Genomic DNA, 14,471 nt, shown 5'->3' on the forward strand with positions numbered 1-14,471 from the left:
GATATGACATACCGCGTCGCCCTCCAGACCATCCTGTTCAAGGAAATCTACCGGTTCCTGCGGATCTGGCCGCAGACCGTGCTGCCGCCCGCGGTGACCACGGGGCTATATTTCCTGATCTTCGGCACGGTGGTCGGCGCCCGGATCGGCGAAATGGGCGGTTTCAGCTATATCGACTACATCGTCCCCGGCGTGGTCCTGATGTCGGTCATCACCAACTCGTACATGAACGTCGTGTCCTCGTTCTATTCCACCAAGTTCCAGCACAACATCGAGGAACTGCTGGTCGCGCCGGTGCCCGATGGTGTGATTCTGGCGGGCTACGTCGGCGGCGGGGTGGTGCGGGGGCTGGTGGTCGGCGGGGTGGTGCTCGCGATCTCGGCGCTGTTCGCCGATTTCCACCCGGCGCATCCCTGGGCGGTGGCGGCCATGTTCGTGCTGACGGCGACCCTGTTTTCCCTGGCGGGTTTCCTGAACGCGATATTCGCCAACAGCTTCGACGACATTTCCATCGTCCCGAATTTCGTGCTCACGCCGCTGGTCTACCTGGGCGGGGTGTTCTACTCGATCGAACTGCTGCCGGATTTCTGGCGGGAGGCTTCGCGCTTCAACCCCATCCTGTACATGATCAACGCCTTCCGCTACGGCTTCCTGGGGATTTCCGACGTGCCGGTCACACTGGCCTTCGCCATGGTGGGGATATTGATCCTGGGTCTGGCGCTGGCGGCGCTGATCCTGCTGCGGCGGGGAACGGGCCTCAAGGCTTGAGCAACTGGTCGCCCCTGGCGATCCGTTTCAAGGCGGCGGTGTCGAGGATCTGGACGTTGCGGCTGTTGATGGTGATCACGCCCTCCTTGGCGAACTGGCTGAGAATGCGGCTCACGGTTTCCAGCGCCATCCCCAAGTATTCGCCGATCTCCTGCCGGGTCAGGCTCAGGCGGAACTCGGCGCCGGAAAATCCGCGCTGCTGCAGGCGTTCGGACAGATCGGCGAGAAAGGCGGCGACACGCGCCTCGGCAGGCCGCTTGGCGAGCAGGGCCAGATCGGTGGCGCTGTCGATGCTCTTGCCCGCATGCCGGAACAGCTCGCGCAGGAGTTTGGGCACTTCCCGGCACAGGGAGTCCAGCTGGGCGGCGGGTAGCTCGCAATAGCTGAAGGTTTCCAGCGCGATGGCGGAGCACTGGTGGATGTCCGTGGACAGGCCGTCGAACCCGAGCAGTTCGCCCGGCAGCAGGAATGCGGAGACGAATTCCTCGCCGCGCCGGTCCTGGGCGATCAGCTTGGCGGTGCCGGCCTTGATCGCGATGATGCCGCGGAAGGAATCGCCGCGCCGGTACAGGTATTCGCCGCGTGCCAGGGTCTTCCTGCGTCCGACGATGTCGGCGATCCGGTCGACGTCTTCCTGGGCGAGGCCGCGCGGTATGCAGAGCGAATTGAGGCTGCAGTTGGTACAGGTGACGCGGAGTTTTTGGGAGACGTTGGGCTGGTGTTCCATGTCAGGTCTGGCTGGTCCCGGCCGTTTCCTTATCCTTGACGAAGCGATGGACCCGCTTTGCAGGACGCCGGCGGCGAAAAGCGCAAGGATAACATCCGGAAGCCGCCTCAGAGCGCCTTCCGGTCGGGATATTTTGCGGTTTTCTCAGAAATCGTGCTGGAGGATGGACAGGGTGCGGCGGCAAAGCTCCCGGCCGTAGTCGGTCCACAGCCCCTGTCCCCAGTAACGGTAGCAGCTCGTCTGCGCAGTCAGCAGGTGGAACAGGGCCTTGCGGTAGCGCGCTTCGGCGGGGCTCACGCCGGTTGCGATGGCCTTGGCGTTGAACGCCACGCTGGCTTCCTCCATCGGCCCCAGCACGTTCTCGTAGCCGCGCACCCAGGAGATGTCGTTGGTCCAGCTCCCGCCCTCCATGTGGAAGCGGTGGTCTTCCTTCTTCAATTTCTCGATGGTGTGGGCCAGCTTCTCCGGGCCGTCGCCCGGCTGGAAGCGTTCCCAGATCTTTTTCTGGTGGATCGGCTGGAGCTCGGGCAGGTCGGATTCCCGGATGCCCAGACCGAACAGGAATTCCAGGTATTCGGTGGCGTTCATCAGCGGGGTGTCGCTGCCGCTGGCTTCGTGCACCACTTCCATGAACTTGGGCGGGAATTCGTTCATCATCACCCCGCCGTTCTCGCCGTCGGCGATCTGGGTGACCAGGGGCGGCACGCTCTTGCCGGCAAGTTCACAGCGCGACAGGCTTTTCGCTTCGTAATAGGGCTGCATCTGCGCGACCAGCTTGGTGTCGCTGCCCTGGGTCTTGACGATGGCGATGATGCTGACGCTCTCGCCGGCGGAATTGCGGCACACCAGCCGGTGGGGCAGGTGCTTCAGCTCCGGCCCCCAGCCGTTCTCGGGACGCTCCACCGTGTGCTCCTGCACCAGCACCCACAGGTAGCCGCAGTCCTTGAGGGTCTTGATGTATTCGTAGGCGACGTCGGGATGATTGGGCAGCGCCATCTCGGAAGGTGAGAAGCCGCGCACCCGCTCCAGGGCCTCCAGGCCGAAGATGCCGGCGAAATGCTGCTGCCAGGCCTTGACGTGCAGCCGGAAGTCCTGGCTCGGGGTGGACGGCGCGACCGCGTGCCCCCAGGGGCAGCCCAGCCACTCCACGGCGCGGCGGTATTCCGGATGGCAGGTGATGGTCTTCAGGCTGTCGAAGACGTCGTCCAGGCCCATCTTGCGCAGGCCGTGGAACAGCGTGCCCGAGTATTCCAGCATCACCCGCGGTTCCTTGCCTTCCTGCATGAGCTGGGGGATGAATTCGCCCATGCGCTTGTAGCACCAGTGGAACACGGGCGCATTGTGGTTGTCGCCGATGTGCTGGTTCTCCATCATGTACTGGAGGTTGCTGATGATCTCGGCGCTGGCGAGGTCGCCGCCGCCGGCCGGTATGAGCGGCTGGTGCATGTGCAGGGCGATGGCGCAGGCGCCGCGGACGCGATCGAAAGCGATCGGGCTCGAGGGCCTGAAGACCTCTGCCGGGCGATGCTTCAGCGCCTCTTCGATCCGGTTTTCGCTGCCGCAGATGTTGGGCAGGCCGTCCACGTATTCCGCTATCTCAGTCATGAACAACTCCTCGAATTGGGGCGGGGGAATGCAAGTAACGTCCGGTAATGATACACAAGCGGTTGCGCCGGATTGGTGTCCGCCCGCGGGCTATTTGGGCGTTTCCGGTTGACGCCGAGTTTCCAGCGCCACGATGCCCGTTTCAGAATCCGCTGACGGGCGGGCGGCGAGGTGACGTGCCAGGGCGGCTTGGGCTTCCTCCAGATCGGCGCGGGCGCGTCCGACCCAATCCTCTCCCCAATAGAAGTTGCAGCTCGTTTCCGCCCGCAGCAACCGCCAGAGCGCCGTGTCCAGTTCGTGTCCGGCCCGCTGTGCACCGGCCTTGTCGAATTCGGCGTGCAGGGCGTCGCTCAAGGCTTGGAGTTCGGCCAGTCCGCGCTTTTGCGCTTCCGATCCCGTCCACTGGGTGAAGTCGCGGCCGTGGTGCCAGCCGGTGTTCCAGGCGCCGGTCTTGACCTTGACCTCGCCGAACACCCCGTAGCGGTCCAGGTAGTCGTGGATGAAGGCCGGCTGGATATCGCCGCCCTTGCGCGCCGCCGCCAGCAGCGGCTGGTAGAACGCCCCCCAGAAATTGGCCTCGTGGGTGGTGTTGCGGAACCAGCCGCCGTTCTCGCCGTCGGTGCAGGTGGTGACCAGCGGCTCGAAATTGCACCACTTGGTGCGCTCCTTCAGCTCGTTCTCGAACCAGCCCGGCTCCATCCCCGCTTCCTGGGCATCCGACAGGTCGCGGTCGCGCACGATGACGATGATCTCCATGCTGCCGTGGCGGGCGATGTGGGGACGGTAGCGGATTTCCTGCCAAGCCATGGGGGTGACCGGCTCCACGTGTTCGCTGTCGACGATCACGTAACGGTAGCCGCATTTGCGCAGGAGGGGGATCAGCTCCATGGAGAAGCCCATTTCCGGCGGCCAGAAGCCGTTGAAGCGCTGGCGCCAGAACACATGGCCGGCGATGCCCTGCCAGCGTTTGAGGTGTTCGAGCCGGTCGCGCTCGGGAATCAGCGGCAGCACCGGGTGGTAGTAGCCGGTGCCGAGGATGTCGATGATGGACTGGTTCTGCCAGTGCCAGAGCAGCGAGCCGCAGTCGACGATGCCGTAAACCCGTTCCTGGAAGCCCGGGCTGGAGAGGGTTTCCAGCAGGGCGCCGGAGACCGACAGATGCACCCGGCCGACGTCGGAAAAGTCCCACAGCGAGCGGGCGATGCGGTCGTAGGCGAACAGGATTTCCTTGGCCTCCCAGTCCTGATGGTCGAGCAGGTGTTCCAGGTTGCCGGGAGGCTGGTGCAGGTTCAGCACCAGGGCATGGTGGATGGTCATCGTCGCTGGACTCCGGATAACGTCGTTTTCGTCGTGGATGGGCGGTTTGGCAGACTATTTGCTCGATAGTGGTTGAGACATTGGCGCCGCCGGAACGATCAAGGCCGCAGGTCCCGGCTCCCGCCGGGCGGGGCGCGGCCTTGGGCCGCCGCGGCCGTTGTCCCGAACCCTACAACCGATCCGACACTGTACGATGTTCCGACGCATATCGACACGTGAAGCGCGCGAAGTGATCGCGACGAAAGAGCCGCTGCTGCTCGACGTCCGCGATGCCGCCGCCTACCGCGGCGGCCACATACCCGGCGCGCTGCTGTTCTCCGATCTCAATCCGCTGGAACTGCGCAGGAGTCTGCCGCGCGACAAGCCTTTGCTCGTGTACTGCTATCACGGCATCGCCAGCCAGGACGTCGCCCAGATGTTCGCCGATTTCGGTTTCGGCGAAGTATACAGCCTGGACGGCGGTTTCGAGGCCTGGTACGCCGATACCGCCCAGGCGCCGGCCGATTCGCTGGCCGGCTGGCTGCGCGAGCACGGCTTCGAGCCGGGCGAGCCGAACCGGCAGGCCGGCGGGACATGGCCCCTCATCAAGGCCTGCCAGTTGGGAAGGGCCGATGTCGTCGAGGCGCTTGCCGCCGCCGGGGCGGACCTCACGGTGACCGACGCCTACGGCAACGACGCCCTGTGGGCTGCGTGCTACAGCGGGGATCTTCCGACCATTGCGGCCCTGCTCGACGCCGGCGTCGATCCGGACCGCCGCAACCCTTCAGGCGCGACCGCCCTCATTTTCGCCGCTTCGTCCGGCAGGACCGAAGCCGTTTCGCTCCTGCTCGACCGCGGCGCCGATCCCGGCATCCGGACGGAGGACGATTTCACGGCCCTGGATCTTGCGGCTAACATCGAGACCCTCCGTCTGCTGCGGCGCGCGGAACGGCGCGAAAGCCATGCCTGAGCCCGTCCCCGACCATGCCGCGACAGCCGGGACGGGCGCCGGTCCCGCCTCGGCGCCGGACTGCGGCGGCTGCGAATTCGAAAAGGATCTGCTGGCGGCGGGCCGCTGCGATCCGGCCGAGGCCTGCATCCAGGTTCTGAACAGCCGGCGGATCGACGGCTTCCTGAAGCGCAATCCGGCACTCGCCGAGCGCTATCTCTTCGACTCCCAATGGGAGCGCCGGGCCGTCGCCGCCCGTTATGCCGCCCAGAGCGCGCTCAAGCCGCTCTTGTTCGACGACGACGAGGCGGTCAGGCGCACCGTGGCCTATCGCGTGCCGGTGGACTGGCTGGAGGCCCTGATGCACGACGTCGACCGGGAGGTCCGGATCACCGTGGCCGACCGCCTGCCCGCGGAGCGGCTGGAGGCGATGGTCGGGGATACGGATTACCTGGTGCGGGTCTACGTGGCGCGGCGGATGCCGGCGGGCCGGCTGTTCCGCATGATCGCCGACCCGGACGAGCAGGTGCGCAAGGAAGTGGCGCGGCGGCTGCCGCCGCAGAGCCTCGCCCTGATGGCTTACGACGAGAACCTGCAGGTCCGCCAGATCGTCGCCGAGCGGATGGATCCGGACAGCGCGACGCTGCTGCTGCGCGACCGCGAATGGCTGATCCGCTACCTCGCCGCCGTCAAGGCGCCGACGGAAGCCCTGCGGGAGCTGCTCGACGACCCGGTGGAAGAGGTGCGCGAGGTGGTCCGGGCGCGGCTGGCAGGGGGGTGACCGTTCAGCGCAGCAGCGCGGCGCTCAGCGGCGATCCGGCCGGCCTGCCGGGTTCCAGGCCGGGAATGCCGACGTTCTGGATGTGCATGGCGTTGCCGCCTTCCTCGTAGCGCGGCAGCTTGCCGTCCAGCCGCCAGAGCCGGAAGGCGAGGGCTGAACTCAATACCCGGATCGGATAATCGCGCGGCAGGTTTTGCAGGTAGGGCTGGATGGTGACGAAGTCGCGGGCGCCGTACTGGCTCATGATCGACTGGAGGCCGCCGTTCTTGGGGCCGATGTTGTAGGCCAGCAGCGCGAGGAACAGGTCGCCGCGCATTTCGGCCAGGTAGTGCCGGAAAGTGGCCGCCCCGACGTAGGCGTTGTGGCGCGGATTCGCCAAGTCCAGCCTGGCGGCGTCCAGCCTTTTCCGGGCGGCTTCCACGGCCGGTGCCGGAGCCGCGGTGATCTGGAACAGGCCGCGGCCGCCGTCCTTGCTGTCGCGAGGGAGAAACGAGGATTCCGTGGAAGCGACGCCGAGCAGGAGCTCCGTGTCGACGTCGAAGCTCGCGGCGGCCTCCTGGATCGCGGGCCGGAAGAGCTGGCTCCGCTCGATCAGCCGCTGCAGGTCGGCCAGATTGGAGCGCCGGTAGGCCGCGAAGACCTGGTGGGAGAGGGTGATGCGTTCGGCCTCCTCCTTGCCGCCGACCAGGGTCCGCAGGCTGCCGAGTTCGTGCCGGAATTGCTCGCGGGAAGCGTGGGTGCCGGCGCCGGCGGCGACGAGAACGGCCAGGATGGCCGGCAGGATTTCGGCCTTACCGGCGAGCCAGGGCCGGATGAGGAACCAGAGGCGGAGCACCAGGGCGTGAGCGAGGGCCAGGGCGAGCACCGTCGCCGCGAAGGGCAGCAGATGCGCCCAGAAACCGGTTCCGGAAAACCAGTCCGCCGAATGGCCCAGGACGGCGATGATCGCCACCAGCGACGCGGCCGTCAGAGCCCCCGCCTCGGTGCCGATCATGGCCGTGCGCTTCCAGGCCGGAACGCTCTTTTTCTTCTTCTTGCGGCGCCGCGGCTTGGATTGCCGTTTCGGCCGGGGCTTGGGGGCGGGCGGGTCCGGCGGTGTCGGCGCGGAATCGGGTTCCATCGGCGGAGGCTGCATCTGATCCGGGGCTGGCGGCTGCATGGATTATCCGGACGAAGGATACCGCTCGGACAGGGCGGCGCGCCAGCCATCGGCCGGCCGATGGATTAGAATGCCGGCCTGGCCCCGGCCGGCGGGGCGTGATCACGGACACCCCTTTCGCCATGCATCATCGATTTACTGTTTCCCCTGCGATATTCATCGGGCTCGCCCTGCTGTCGGGCTGCGCTTCCGATCCGCCCGCCCGGCGCGGCGCCGTTGCGGTCGGTGCCGCCGTGTCTCAGCCCGCGGCCGCGGAGACGTCCCGCGCCACCGTGGCCGAATCAGGCGCGCCGCTGAAAGGAGGGTATTCGGCGCGAACGGTGTCGGGCGATTATGCCGGCTATCCGGCGCTCGACCGGTTCATCGCCAGGATGGCGCAGCAGCACGGGTTTCCCCGCGACTACCTGAACGGTCTGTTTTCCCAGGCGCAGCGCAAAACCTGGACGATCAACTACATGCGCAAGGAATCCAAGCCGGGGCCGCCCAGTCCGGGCGGGTGGTCCAGGTATCGCGCCCAGTTCCTGGACAATCTGCACGTCTCCCGCGGGGTCGATTTCTGGCGCCGGCATGCCGGTACCTTGCGGCAGGCCAGCGAGCGCTACGGCGTGCCTCCGGAATACATCCTCGGCATCATGGGGGTGGAGACCGTTTACGGGGCCAACCTCGGCAGCCACCGGGTATTGGACGCTTTGACGACCCTGGCGTTCGATTCGCCGCGGCGTGCCGATTATTTCGCGGAGGAACTGGAGAAGTTTCTGCTGATGGCGAGGCAGGAGCGGATCGACCCCGCGCAGCCGAAAGGGTCTTTCGCCGGCGCCATGGGGCTGGGGCAGTTCATGCCGAGCAGTTTCCTGAACTGGGCGGTGGATTTCGACGGCGACGGAAGGAAAGACCTCTGGCGGCCGGCGGACGCCATCGGCAGCATCGCCAACTATTTCGCCGCGCACGGCTGGCGGAACGGGGAGAGCGTCGTGATGCCGGCGGCCTTGAAGCCGGGAGCGGCTTGCGAGCTGGAGACCGGATACAACACCCGCTACTCGGTGGCTGAGCTCGTCCGCAACGGGATCGCGCCCCGACGAAACCTGGGCGCGGAGACGGCCGTCAGCCTGCTGCGCCTGCGCGCGCAGGCGGGAGACGAATATTGGCTGGGCCTGCCGAATTTCTACGTGATTACCCGTTACAACAACAGCACCTACTACGCCATGGCCGTGCACGAGCTGGCGCAGGCGATCAAGGCGCAGTATCACTAGCCGGACCGCCGGCGGCACCGGAGGTTTCGCCGCCGCTCTTGTCGACGTTCGTGTCGGTGAGGCCGGCGGGCGTGGGGTGCAACAGGGCTTCCAGCTCACGGGTCAGGGACTCACACTCCGGCACCACGTCCGCGAGCTTCATCAGAGTGGAAAAGCTTGCATGGCGCTGTTCGGCTTCCGCGGCGACGACTTCGTTCAGGGGATCGCAGGTCCGGATCATGTCCAGTTCGGCGTCCTCCAGATCGTCCGCGTCGACGTCTCCATTCCCTATGGTGGTTTCCTCCGAGGTGATCAGCTCGTTCAATACCTGGTTGTGATGGCGGAAAACATATTCGACGTAGGTTGCGAATTCCTTTTCGTTCATGGTGACGTCGCCGCCTTCCGGGGTGCGGGTTCTGATGGCCGTGCAGCCGGCGAGGACGGTCCCTGTAAGCAGCGCGATGCTGACGATAGCCGTAGGATGCCGCGTAGATCGTAAATCGGTCGTCTGAAAGTGCCTTATCCGGAAGATTCCGCAGGGTGTGCTTTGGGGGCGGGGTCGCTTTTCGGCTGGCCGGTGAGGCGGGACACAGGGGCACACTTTAGCGCAATGCCGAACGTTGCGGTATGGGCTGGCTGGATGCGCGCCGGAAAACAGTGTTGGCGATATGCCGGTTTCTGTTGCAACTGTGCAAACATGGAGCGCGAGCGCATCATAATGGTGCAATCATTAGCGGCTCATGATGCTGTCATCCGCTCCAACCTATTGTTTACTTGACGTTTTTGAGATGGCATACCCTGTGCTTCGGCTCATGGTGAGAGTGGCGATCCAAGACAACGCTGCATAACCAACAGGAGACGATGATGATTCAAACAGCCAAGCTGAGACCGCTGGTGTTCGGGATCCTGGCGACACTTTCCGCCGGTGGGGAAGCGAAGGACTTCGCAGAAACGACGGGGCTGCTGGACTGGGCGACCGACGGCGCCAATGTGCAGCCTTTCGAGGAATGGGGCGTCAAGTGGGGTGGCTGGATCGATACCGGGATATCGACGAATTTCAACAACAGCAAGTGGAACGGGCCCGTGACCTTCGGCGACCGCTCGGCCGAATTGCAGATGAACCAGCTCTACGTCTATCTGGAGCGGGCCGTGGCGACCTCGGGAGACGACTGGGACTTCGGCGGCCGTTTCGACTTCATGTACGGCACCGACGCGGGATTCACCCAGGCCTACGGCGCCCCGCAAGGCAACTGGGACCTGCACCTGAACGCCAGCAACATCAAGTACTACCGTACCGCGCTGCCCCAGGCCTACGCCTCGGTCTATGCGCCCATCGGCAACGGCCTCACCCTCAAGCTCGGCCACTTCTACACCATCATCGGCTATGAAGTCGTCACCGCGCCGGACAATTTCTTCTATTCGCACGCCTACACCATGCAGTACGGCGAGCCCTTTACCCATACCGGCCTCTTGGGCAGCTATCCGATCGACTCCAATTGGACCCTGACCGGCGGTGTCGTCACCGGCAGCGTGGTCGGCGGCTGGGACGGCGGTTTCAACCAGGGACTGGGCGCCTGGTCCGGCATCGGCGGCATCGGCTGGGCCAGCGACGACCAGGGCACCAAGGTCAACATTTCCGGCACTACCGGCCCCACCTCCGAGACCAACTCCAACCAATGGAGCATCTATAGCCTGGTGATCCAGCACGATTTCACGGAAGACCTGCACTATGTCTTCCAGCATGATCATGGTTTTGCCGACGGGGCCTCCGTGGGGGCCAACGGCAAGCCGCAGGACGCCACCTGGTACGGCATCAACAACTACGTCTTCTACGACCTGACGGACGATCTGTCGGTCGGCCTGCGCGGCGAGTGGTTCCGCGACGACGACGCGGTCGTGTCGTCCGACCCGACCGGCGCCAACTTCGGCCGCGTGTTCTCGATCGGCCGTCAGGTCGGTGGTGTCGGTCTGGGTTCCGGACTGCCGGCATCGAGCTTCTACGCGTTCACCCTGGGCCTGAACTGGAAGCCGTCGCAGTGGCTGATGGTGCGTCCCAATCTGCGTTACGATTGGGCGGACGGTTCGAGGCCGTTCAACAACGGCGGCGCATCGGTGGGCTATGCCGGCGACAGGGGCGACCAGATCCTGTTTTCGACGGACGTGGTCATCAGCTTCTGACCTGGTCTGACCGGGGTCGGTTCTTCGAGGAGATTGTTGAAATGAAAAATGATATGAGCATTATTGGTGCGGCCCTCGCAATGCTCGTTTCGTGCGCGGCGCCATCGATGGTCTTCGCGGACGAGCAGGGAAAGGAAGCCATCGAGGATCTGGAGAAGGCGGCGCGGGACAGCGCGAAAGGTGCCACTTCGAAAGCGGCGAAAGAGCTCGACGAGGCCGAGAAGCATCTGATCAAGGAAAACGAGGCGCATCCCTACGCCGAACCCATGAAACAGATCAGCGGCGACGCCCCGAAGGCGGAAGCCGACCGCAAGGCCTTCCGGGAGCTGAAGAAAGCCGAGAAGGATGCGAAAAAGAAAGTCGCGGGCGATGCCGCCGACGAAGCCAAAAAGGCCCTGTCGGACGTCAAGGAAAAAGAAAAGGCCCCCTGAAGCTGGGATCACTGAGGTGCCGGGCAAGGGAACGTCCGGCACTCTTCACGGGAGGGTTTTCCCCCATCCAGCCGTTCCGGCTCTTTCCGATCGACGGATTCCCCTCTCCGTAAGCAGGGCTTCTTGATTGTTCGGCGAACGCGTCGCGCCCGTTCTCTCGGGCGACGCCGCTCTTCGCCGGGCGCTCCCCGTTTCCCGTGCCCCATCCTCCCCGACTCGCAGCCCGTTGATTGCAATGGACCGAGGCAGTCCACAAACGCTATGATCCTGCCGACCGGCAGCTCCCGGCTGCCCTGGGCGCCGCGTCGTGGGAACGCTTCCGCAACGCGCGTTGCCGCGCGAGCGACGGTTATAATCCCACAGTCTTCCCGGTGTTTTTGGTCCGGGAGGACATTAGTGTCAATCGCGGCCTTCCGGGTCCACAACAATAGCGATAATTTGGAGGAGGTTCTATGCCGTTCAAGTTCGATCTCAATACGTTCGTCGGTCATCCGCTCCTGACCAGCCTGCTGGTCGCCGACATCGGCATCCTGATGTTCATGCCGCTGGTTCGTCCCCCCGTCGTACTCAACATGCTCTTCGTCGGCGGGCTGATTTATCTGTCGATGTATTTCGGTGCAAAGCTGGTGGCTCGGGAGTGATTCTTCCCAGGTGAAACCTGTGACATCCGCTGCGGGTTCCGCGGACCGCAGCGCGCCAGGGCGCGGCGAGGTGGCGGGGGTCTTCCGTCGCTTCGCCGCGTTTCTTTACGACGCAGTCATGCTGGCGGGCTTGCTGTTCGCGGTCACGGCGCTGGCACTGCCTTTGAACGCGGGTCAGGCTTTCCGTCCCGGGCAGCCGGTTTATTCGGGACTCCTGGCGGCGTTCGTTTTCCTTTACTTCGGCTGGTTTTGGGTGCATGGCGGGCAGACGCCGGGTATGCGTGCCTGGCGCATCAGGCTGCGTCCGGTGGACCCCGGGCCGCTCCGCTGGTCCCAAGTCGCGCTCCGGTTGCTGACCGCTATGCTGACGCTGGGCTTGGGTACCCTCTGGGCCTGGTTCGACGCGAAGCGCCGGACGTTGCAGGATATCGTGTCCCGTACGAGGGTGCTGCGGACGGGTTGAAGCGGGCTAGGGTCTGCGCCTGAAGGCGGCCAGGGCGGCGAGGAGGACGACGAGGGGAGGCGTGACCATCGTCAGCGGGGCATTCAGTTCGTAGACCAGTCCCAGATGGGACACCATCCTGTTGGCCAGATAAAAGCCGAGGCCGATCGTGACGCCGACCACGATCCGCTGCCCGCTGCTGACGTCGCGGCGGACGTTGAGTACGAAGGGGATGGCCAGCAGCAGCATGGCCAGCGTGATGAACGGGTTGACCATACGTCCCCAGAAGGCCTGCTCCACGGCCAGCGATCTCTGCGCATTTTCGGTCTGATAGGCCATGTATTTGGCGAGATCCTGCGCCGACAGGTTTTCCGGACGGACGATGAACACGTCGAGCATGTCCGGAGACAGCACGGAGGACCAGTCCTCCTGCTCCTTGTGTTCCGCGACGGCGGCGTTCCCCGCGGCATCGAAGCGGGTGACGCCGATGTCCTTGAGTTTCCAGATGCCGCGGTCGAAACTGGCGCGCGCCGCATGCATCGCCACGGCAGGTCGGCCATCGGGCGAGATTTCGAAGATGTGGATGTCGCCCAATTGTTCCTGGTTCTCGATTTCCCGGATATTGACGTAAACGTTGCCGTCGCGGATCCAGACCCCGTACTTGGTCTGGGACGCGACCTGCTGGCGGGTCTCGGTGGCCTTGAGCATCTGGGCGGCCCGTTCCGCCGGCGGGATGACGTATTCGCTGATGACCACCGATACCAAGGAAATCACGATGCCGGCCCGCAGGACCGCCCAGACGATGCGGCCCCGGGAAACTCCGGCGGTTTGCATCGCCACCAGTTCATGGTTGTTCGCCATGTTGCCGAGCACCACCAGCCCGCCGATCAGCGCGCCGGAGGGAATGAGTTCGTACAGGCTATGGGGGGAGGTCAGCGTCAGATAGAGGAAGATGCTGCCGAGCCCGTAATTTCCTTCGCCCAGATCGCGCAGTTCGTCGGCGAAGGTGAAGAAGTTGAGGAGGGCGAGGAGGACCAGGGCGGCGAATGCCGCCCCCTTGACGACTTCCCGTCCGATGTAGCGGTTCAGCGTATTCATCGGCGCCCAAGAGCCGTGTCGCGAACCCAGCGCCAGCCGGTGTTGCGGGCCAGGAGCAGGGCGGTGGCGAGTAGCATCACGGCATAGATGCCGCCGTAGCTCGTTCCCAGTGACAACTTGCCGGTGGCGAGCAGGCCCTGGGAGATTTTCTGCAGGTTCTCGTAAATGATGTAGATCAGAAAGGCGCTGATCAGATTGCCCCATACGCCGCCGCGCGGCGAGGTCCGCGCGATCGGCACCGCCAGGAGGGTGAGGGTGAGGGTGCCCAGCGGCACCGCCAGGCGGCGCTGGAGTTCGGCGAGTTCGCGGGGCCGGCCCGAAATCCACAGATGCAGGCTGTCCGCGGCTTCGCGCTTGAGCGCCGCCTGGCTGCCTTCGGGCGGGTTGATCCGCACGCCATAAGCCTGGAATTCGTTGAGGACGAAATCGGGGCGTCCGGGCACGCCCTGGTAACGGCGGCCGTTGTTCAGGACCACGAAATGATCGCCCGCGTCATTGATTTCCATATGGCCGCTCTCGGCGACGACGATGCCGGTTTCCTCGCCCCGGCGGCTTTGCGCAAAAACCTTGCTCATGGTCTTGTCGGTGTTCAGCTCCTCGGCGTACAGCACCACGTCGCCCTGGCTGAATTCGTTGAACCGGCCGGCCTTGATGCCGCGCACGTCGGCGCCTCTCTCGTCCTTGCTGATGAGTTCCTGGCTCAAGCGTTCGGACCATGGCATGGCCTGCAAGGAAAGGAACGCGCCCAGAACGCAGACCGGCCCGGCGAATAGGAGGATGGAGCGGTAAATCCGCACGGGGCCGACGCCCGCGCAGGCGAACACCGTCATCTCGTTGTCGCGGTACATGCGTCCGAGCACCATCAGCACGCTGAGGAACATGGATGCCGGCAACAGCGCGGCGAGGGTGACGACGACCTTCAGGCCCAGCAGAGTGAAGATCGTGTCGGTGGCGACTTCGCCTTCGATGGCGCGTGCCAGGATGGCCAGGAACTTGCGGCTGACCACGATGGCCACCAGAACGAACAGCACCGCGAACAGCGTCTTGGCCAATTCGCCTGCAATCAGGCGGTCGATCGTCGGGAGTCCGAAGGGGCGGTGTGCTTTTCTGGGTTCAAAAGGCTGCGGATTCATACTAACCTAGCGGCTTTTCCGGCGGCTGGGCAGC

At 64.8% G+C, this 14,471-nt stretch carries 15 protein-coding genes; 8 read left to right on the plus strand and 7 right to left on the minus strand.

The genetic code is table 11. The features are described 5' to 3' along the window. The first annotated feature begins 3 nt into the window (after positions 1-3). Complete coding sequence (locus ABZN20_RS00360; RefSeq protein WP_218806180.1) at positions 4-768, plus strand: ABC transporter permease; 765 nt, start codon at positions 4-6, stop codon at positions 766-768. Here ABZN20_RS00360 and ABZN20_RS00365 read toward each other — a convergent pair. The 3 genes from ABZN20_RS00365 to ABZN20_RS00375 all read right to left on the minus strand — a co-directional run bounded on the left by ABZN20_RS00365 (position 758) and on the right by ABZN20_RS00375 (position 4,417). Next, positions 758-1,495, minus strand: a complete 738-nt coding sequence (locus tag ABZN20_RS00365; RefSeq protein ID WP_218806181.1) for a helix-turn-helix domain-containing protein — start codon at positions 1,493-1,495, stop codon at positions 758-760. The two genes, ABZN20_RS00360 and ABZN20_RS00365, sit on opposite strands and share 11 nt — an antisense overlap. A 144-nt stretch (positions 1,496-1,639) precedes the next feature. Next, complete coding sequence (locus tag ABZN20_RS00370; RefSeq protein WP_367026421.1) at positions 1,640-3,100, minus strand: glycosyl hydrolase family 57; 1,461 nt, start codon at positions 3,098-3,100, stop codon at positions 1,640-1,642. Between the two features lie 90 nt (positions 3,101-3,190). Continuing rightward, complete coding sequence (locus ABZN20_RS00375; RefSeq protein ID WP_367026422.1) at positions 3,191-4,417, minus strand: glycoside hydrolase family 57; 1,227 nt, start codon at positions 4,415-4,417, stop codon at positions 3,191-3,193. 193 nt (positions 4,418-4,610) lie between these two features. On the opposite strand from ABZN20_RS00375, the gene ABZN20_RS00380 reads away from it, so the two are divergent. Together ABZN20_RS00380 and ABZN20_RS00385 are read left to right on the plus strand one after the other, a co-directional pair. Further along, positions 4,611-5,366: an ankyrin repeat domain-containing protein gene (locus ABZN20_RS00380; RefSeq protein ID WP_218806184.1), complete on the plus strand. Its 756-nt coding sequence runs from the start codon at positions 4,611-4,613 to the stop codon at positions 5,364-5,366. Continuing rightward, positions 5,359-6,126, plus strand: a complete 768-nt coding sequence (locus ABZN20_RS00385) for a 4Fe4S-binding leucine-rich repeat protein (RefSeq protein WP_367026423.1) — start codon at positions 5,359-5,361, stop codon at positions 6,124-6,126. The genes ABZN20_RS00380 and ABZN20_RS00385 overlap by 8 nt, the downstream gene beginning before the upstream one ends. A gap of 4 nt (positions 6,127-6,130) precedes the next feature. Here ABZN20_RS00385 and ABZN20_RS00390 read toward each other — a convergent pair whose 3' ends face one another. Beyond that, entirely contained in the window at positions 6,131-7,285 is a 1,155-nt protein-coding gene (locus ABZN20_RS00390) for a transglycosylase SLT domain-containing protein (RefSeq protein ID WP_255556334.1), read from the minus strand. Positions 7,286-7,407: 122 nt separating this feature from the next. Here ABZN20_RS00390 and mltB point away from each other — a divergent pair, with 122 nt between their 5' ends. Then, positions 7,408-8,535, plus strand: a complete 1,128-nt coding sequence (gene mltB / locus ABZN20_RS00395; protein WP_367026424.1) for a lytic murein transglycosylase B — start codon at positions 7,408-7,410, stop codon at positions 8,533-8,535. On the opposite strand, the gene ABZN20_RS00400 is transcribed toward mltB, so the two are convergent. Continuing rightward, positions 8,516-8,899 carry a hypothetical protein gene (locus ABZN20_RS00400; RefSeq protein WP_218809087.1) on the minus strand — a complete coding sequence of 128 codons (384 nt, stop codon included), beginning with the start codon at positions 8,897-8,899 and terminating at the stop codon, positions 8,516-8,518. The genes mltB and ABZN20_RS00400 overlap by 20 nt on opposite strands. Positions 8,900-9,378: 479 nt before the next feature. Between ABZN20_RS00400 and ABZN20_RS00405 the strand changes: the two genes are divergently transcribed. From ABZN20_RS00405 to ABZN20_RS00420, 4 genes are all read left to right on the plus strand, one after another. Then, positions 9,379-10,692, plus strand: coding sequence for a porin (locus ABZN20_RS00405; protein ID WP_218809088.1), 1,314 nt, complete (start codon positions 9,379-9,381; stop codon positions 10,690-10,692). Positions 10,693-10,745: 53 nt separating this feature from the next. Next, on the plus strand, positions 10,746-11,123 hold the full coding sequence (locus tag ABZN20_RS00410) for a small metal-binding protein SmbP (RefSeq protein ID WP_367026425.1): 378 nt from the start codon (positions 10,746-10,748) through the stop codon (positions 11,121-11,123). A gap of 452 nt (positions 11,124-11,575) precedes the next feature. After that, positions 11,576-11,764, plus strand: a complete 189-nt coding sequence (locus ABZN20_RS00415; protein ID WP_218806188.1) for a hypothetical protein — start codon at positions 11,576-11,578, stop codon at positions 11,762-11,764. A 19-nt stretch (positions 11,765-11,783) separates the two neighbouring features. Continuing rightward, positions 11,784-12,227 carry an RDD family protein gene (locus tag ABZN20_RS00420; protein ID WP_367026426.1) on the plus strand — a complete coding sequence of 148 codons (444 nt, stop codon included), beginning with the start codon at positions 11,784-11,786 and terminating at the stop codon, positions 12,225-12,227. Between the two features lie 6 nt (positions 12,228-12,233). On the opposite strand, the gene lptG is transcribed toward ABZN20_RS00420, so the two are convergent. Continuing rightward, on the minus strand, positions 12,234-13,304 hold the full coding sequence (gene lptG / locus ABZN20_RS00425) for an LPS export ABC transporter permease LptG (RefSeq protein WP_367026427.1): 1,071 nt from the start codon (positions 13,302-13,304) through the stop codon (positions 12,234-12,236). Beyond that, positions 13,301-14,437, minus strand: coding sequence for an LPS export ABC transporter permease LptF (gene lptF, locus ABZN20_RS00430; RefSeq protein ID WP_367026428.1), 1,137 nt, complete (start codon positions 14,435-14,437; stop codon positions 13,301-13,303). Before lptF ends, lptG begins: the two co-directional genes overlap by 4 nt. Positions 14,438-14,471 lie beyond the last annotated feature (34 nt).

This window comes from Methylococcus sp. ANG (assembly GCF_040730495.1).
GTDB lineage: Bacteria > Pseudomonadota > Gammaproteobacteria > Methylococcales > Methylococcaceae > Methylococcus.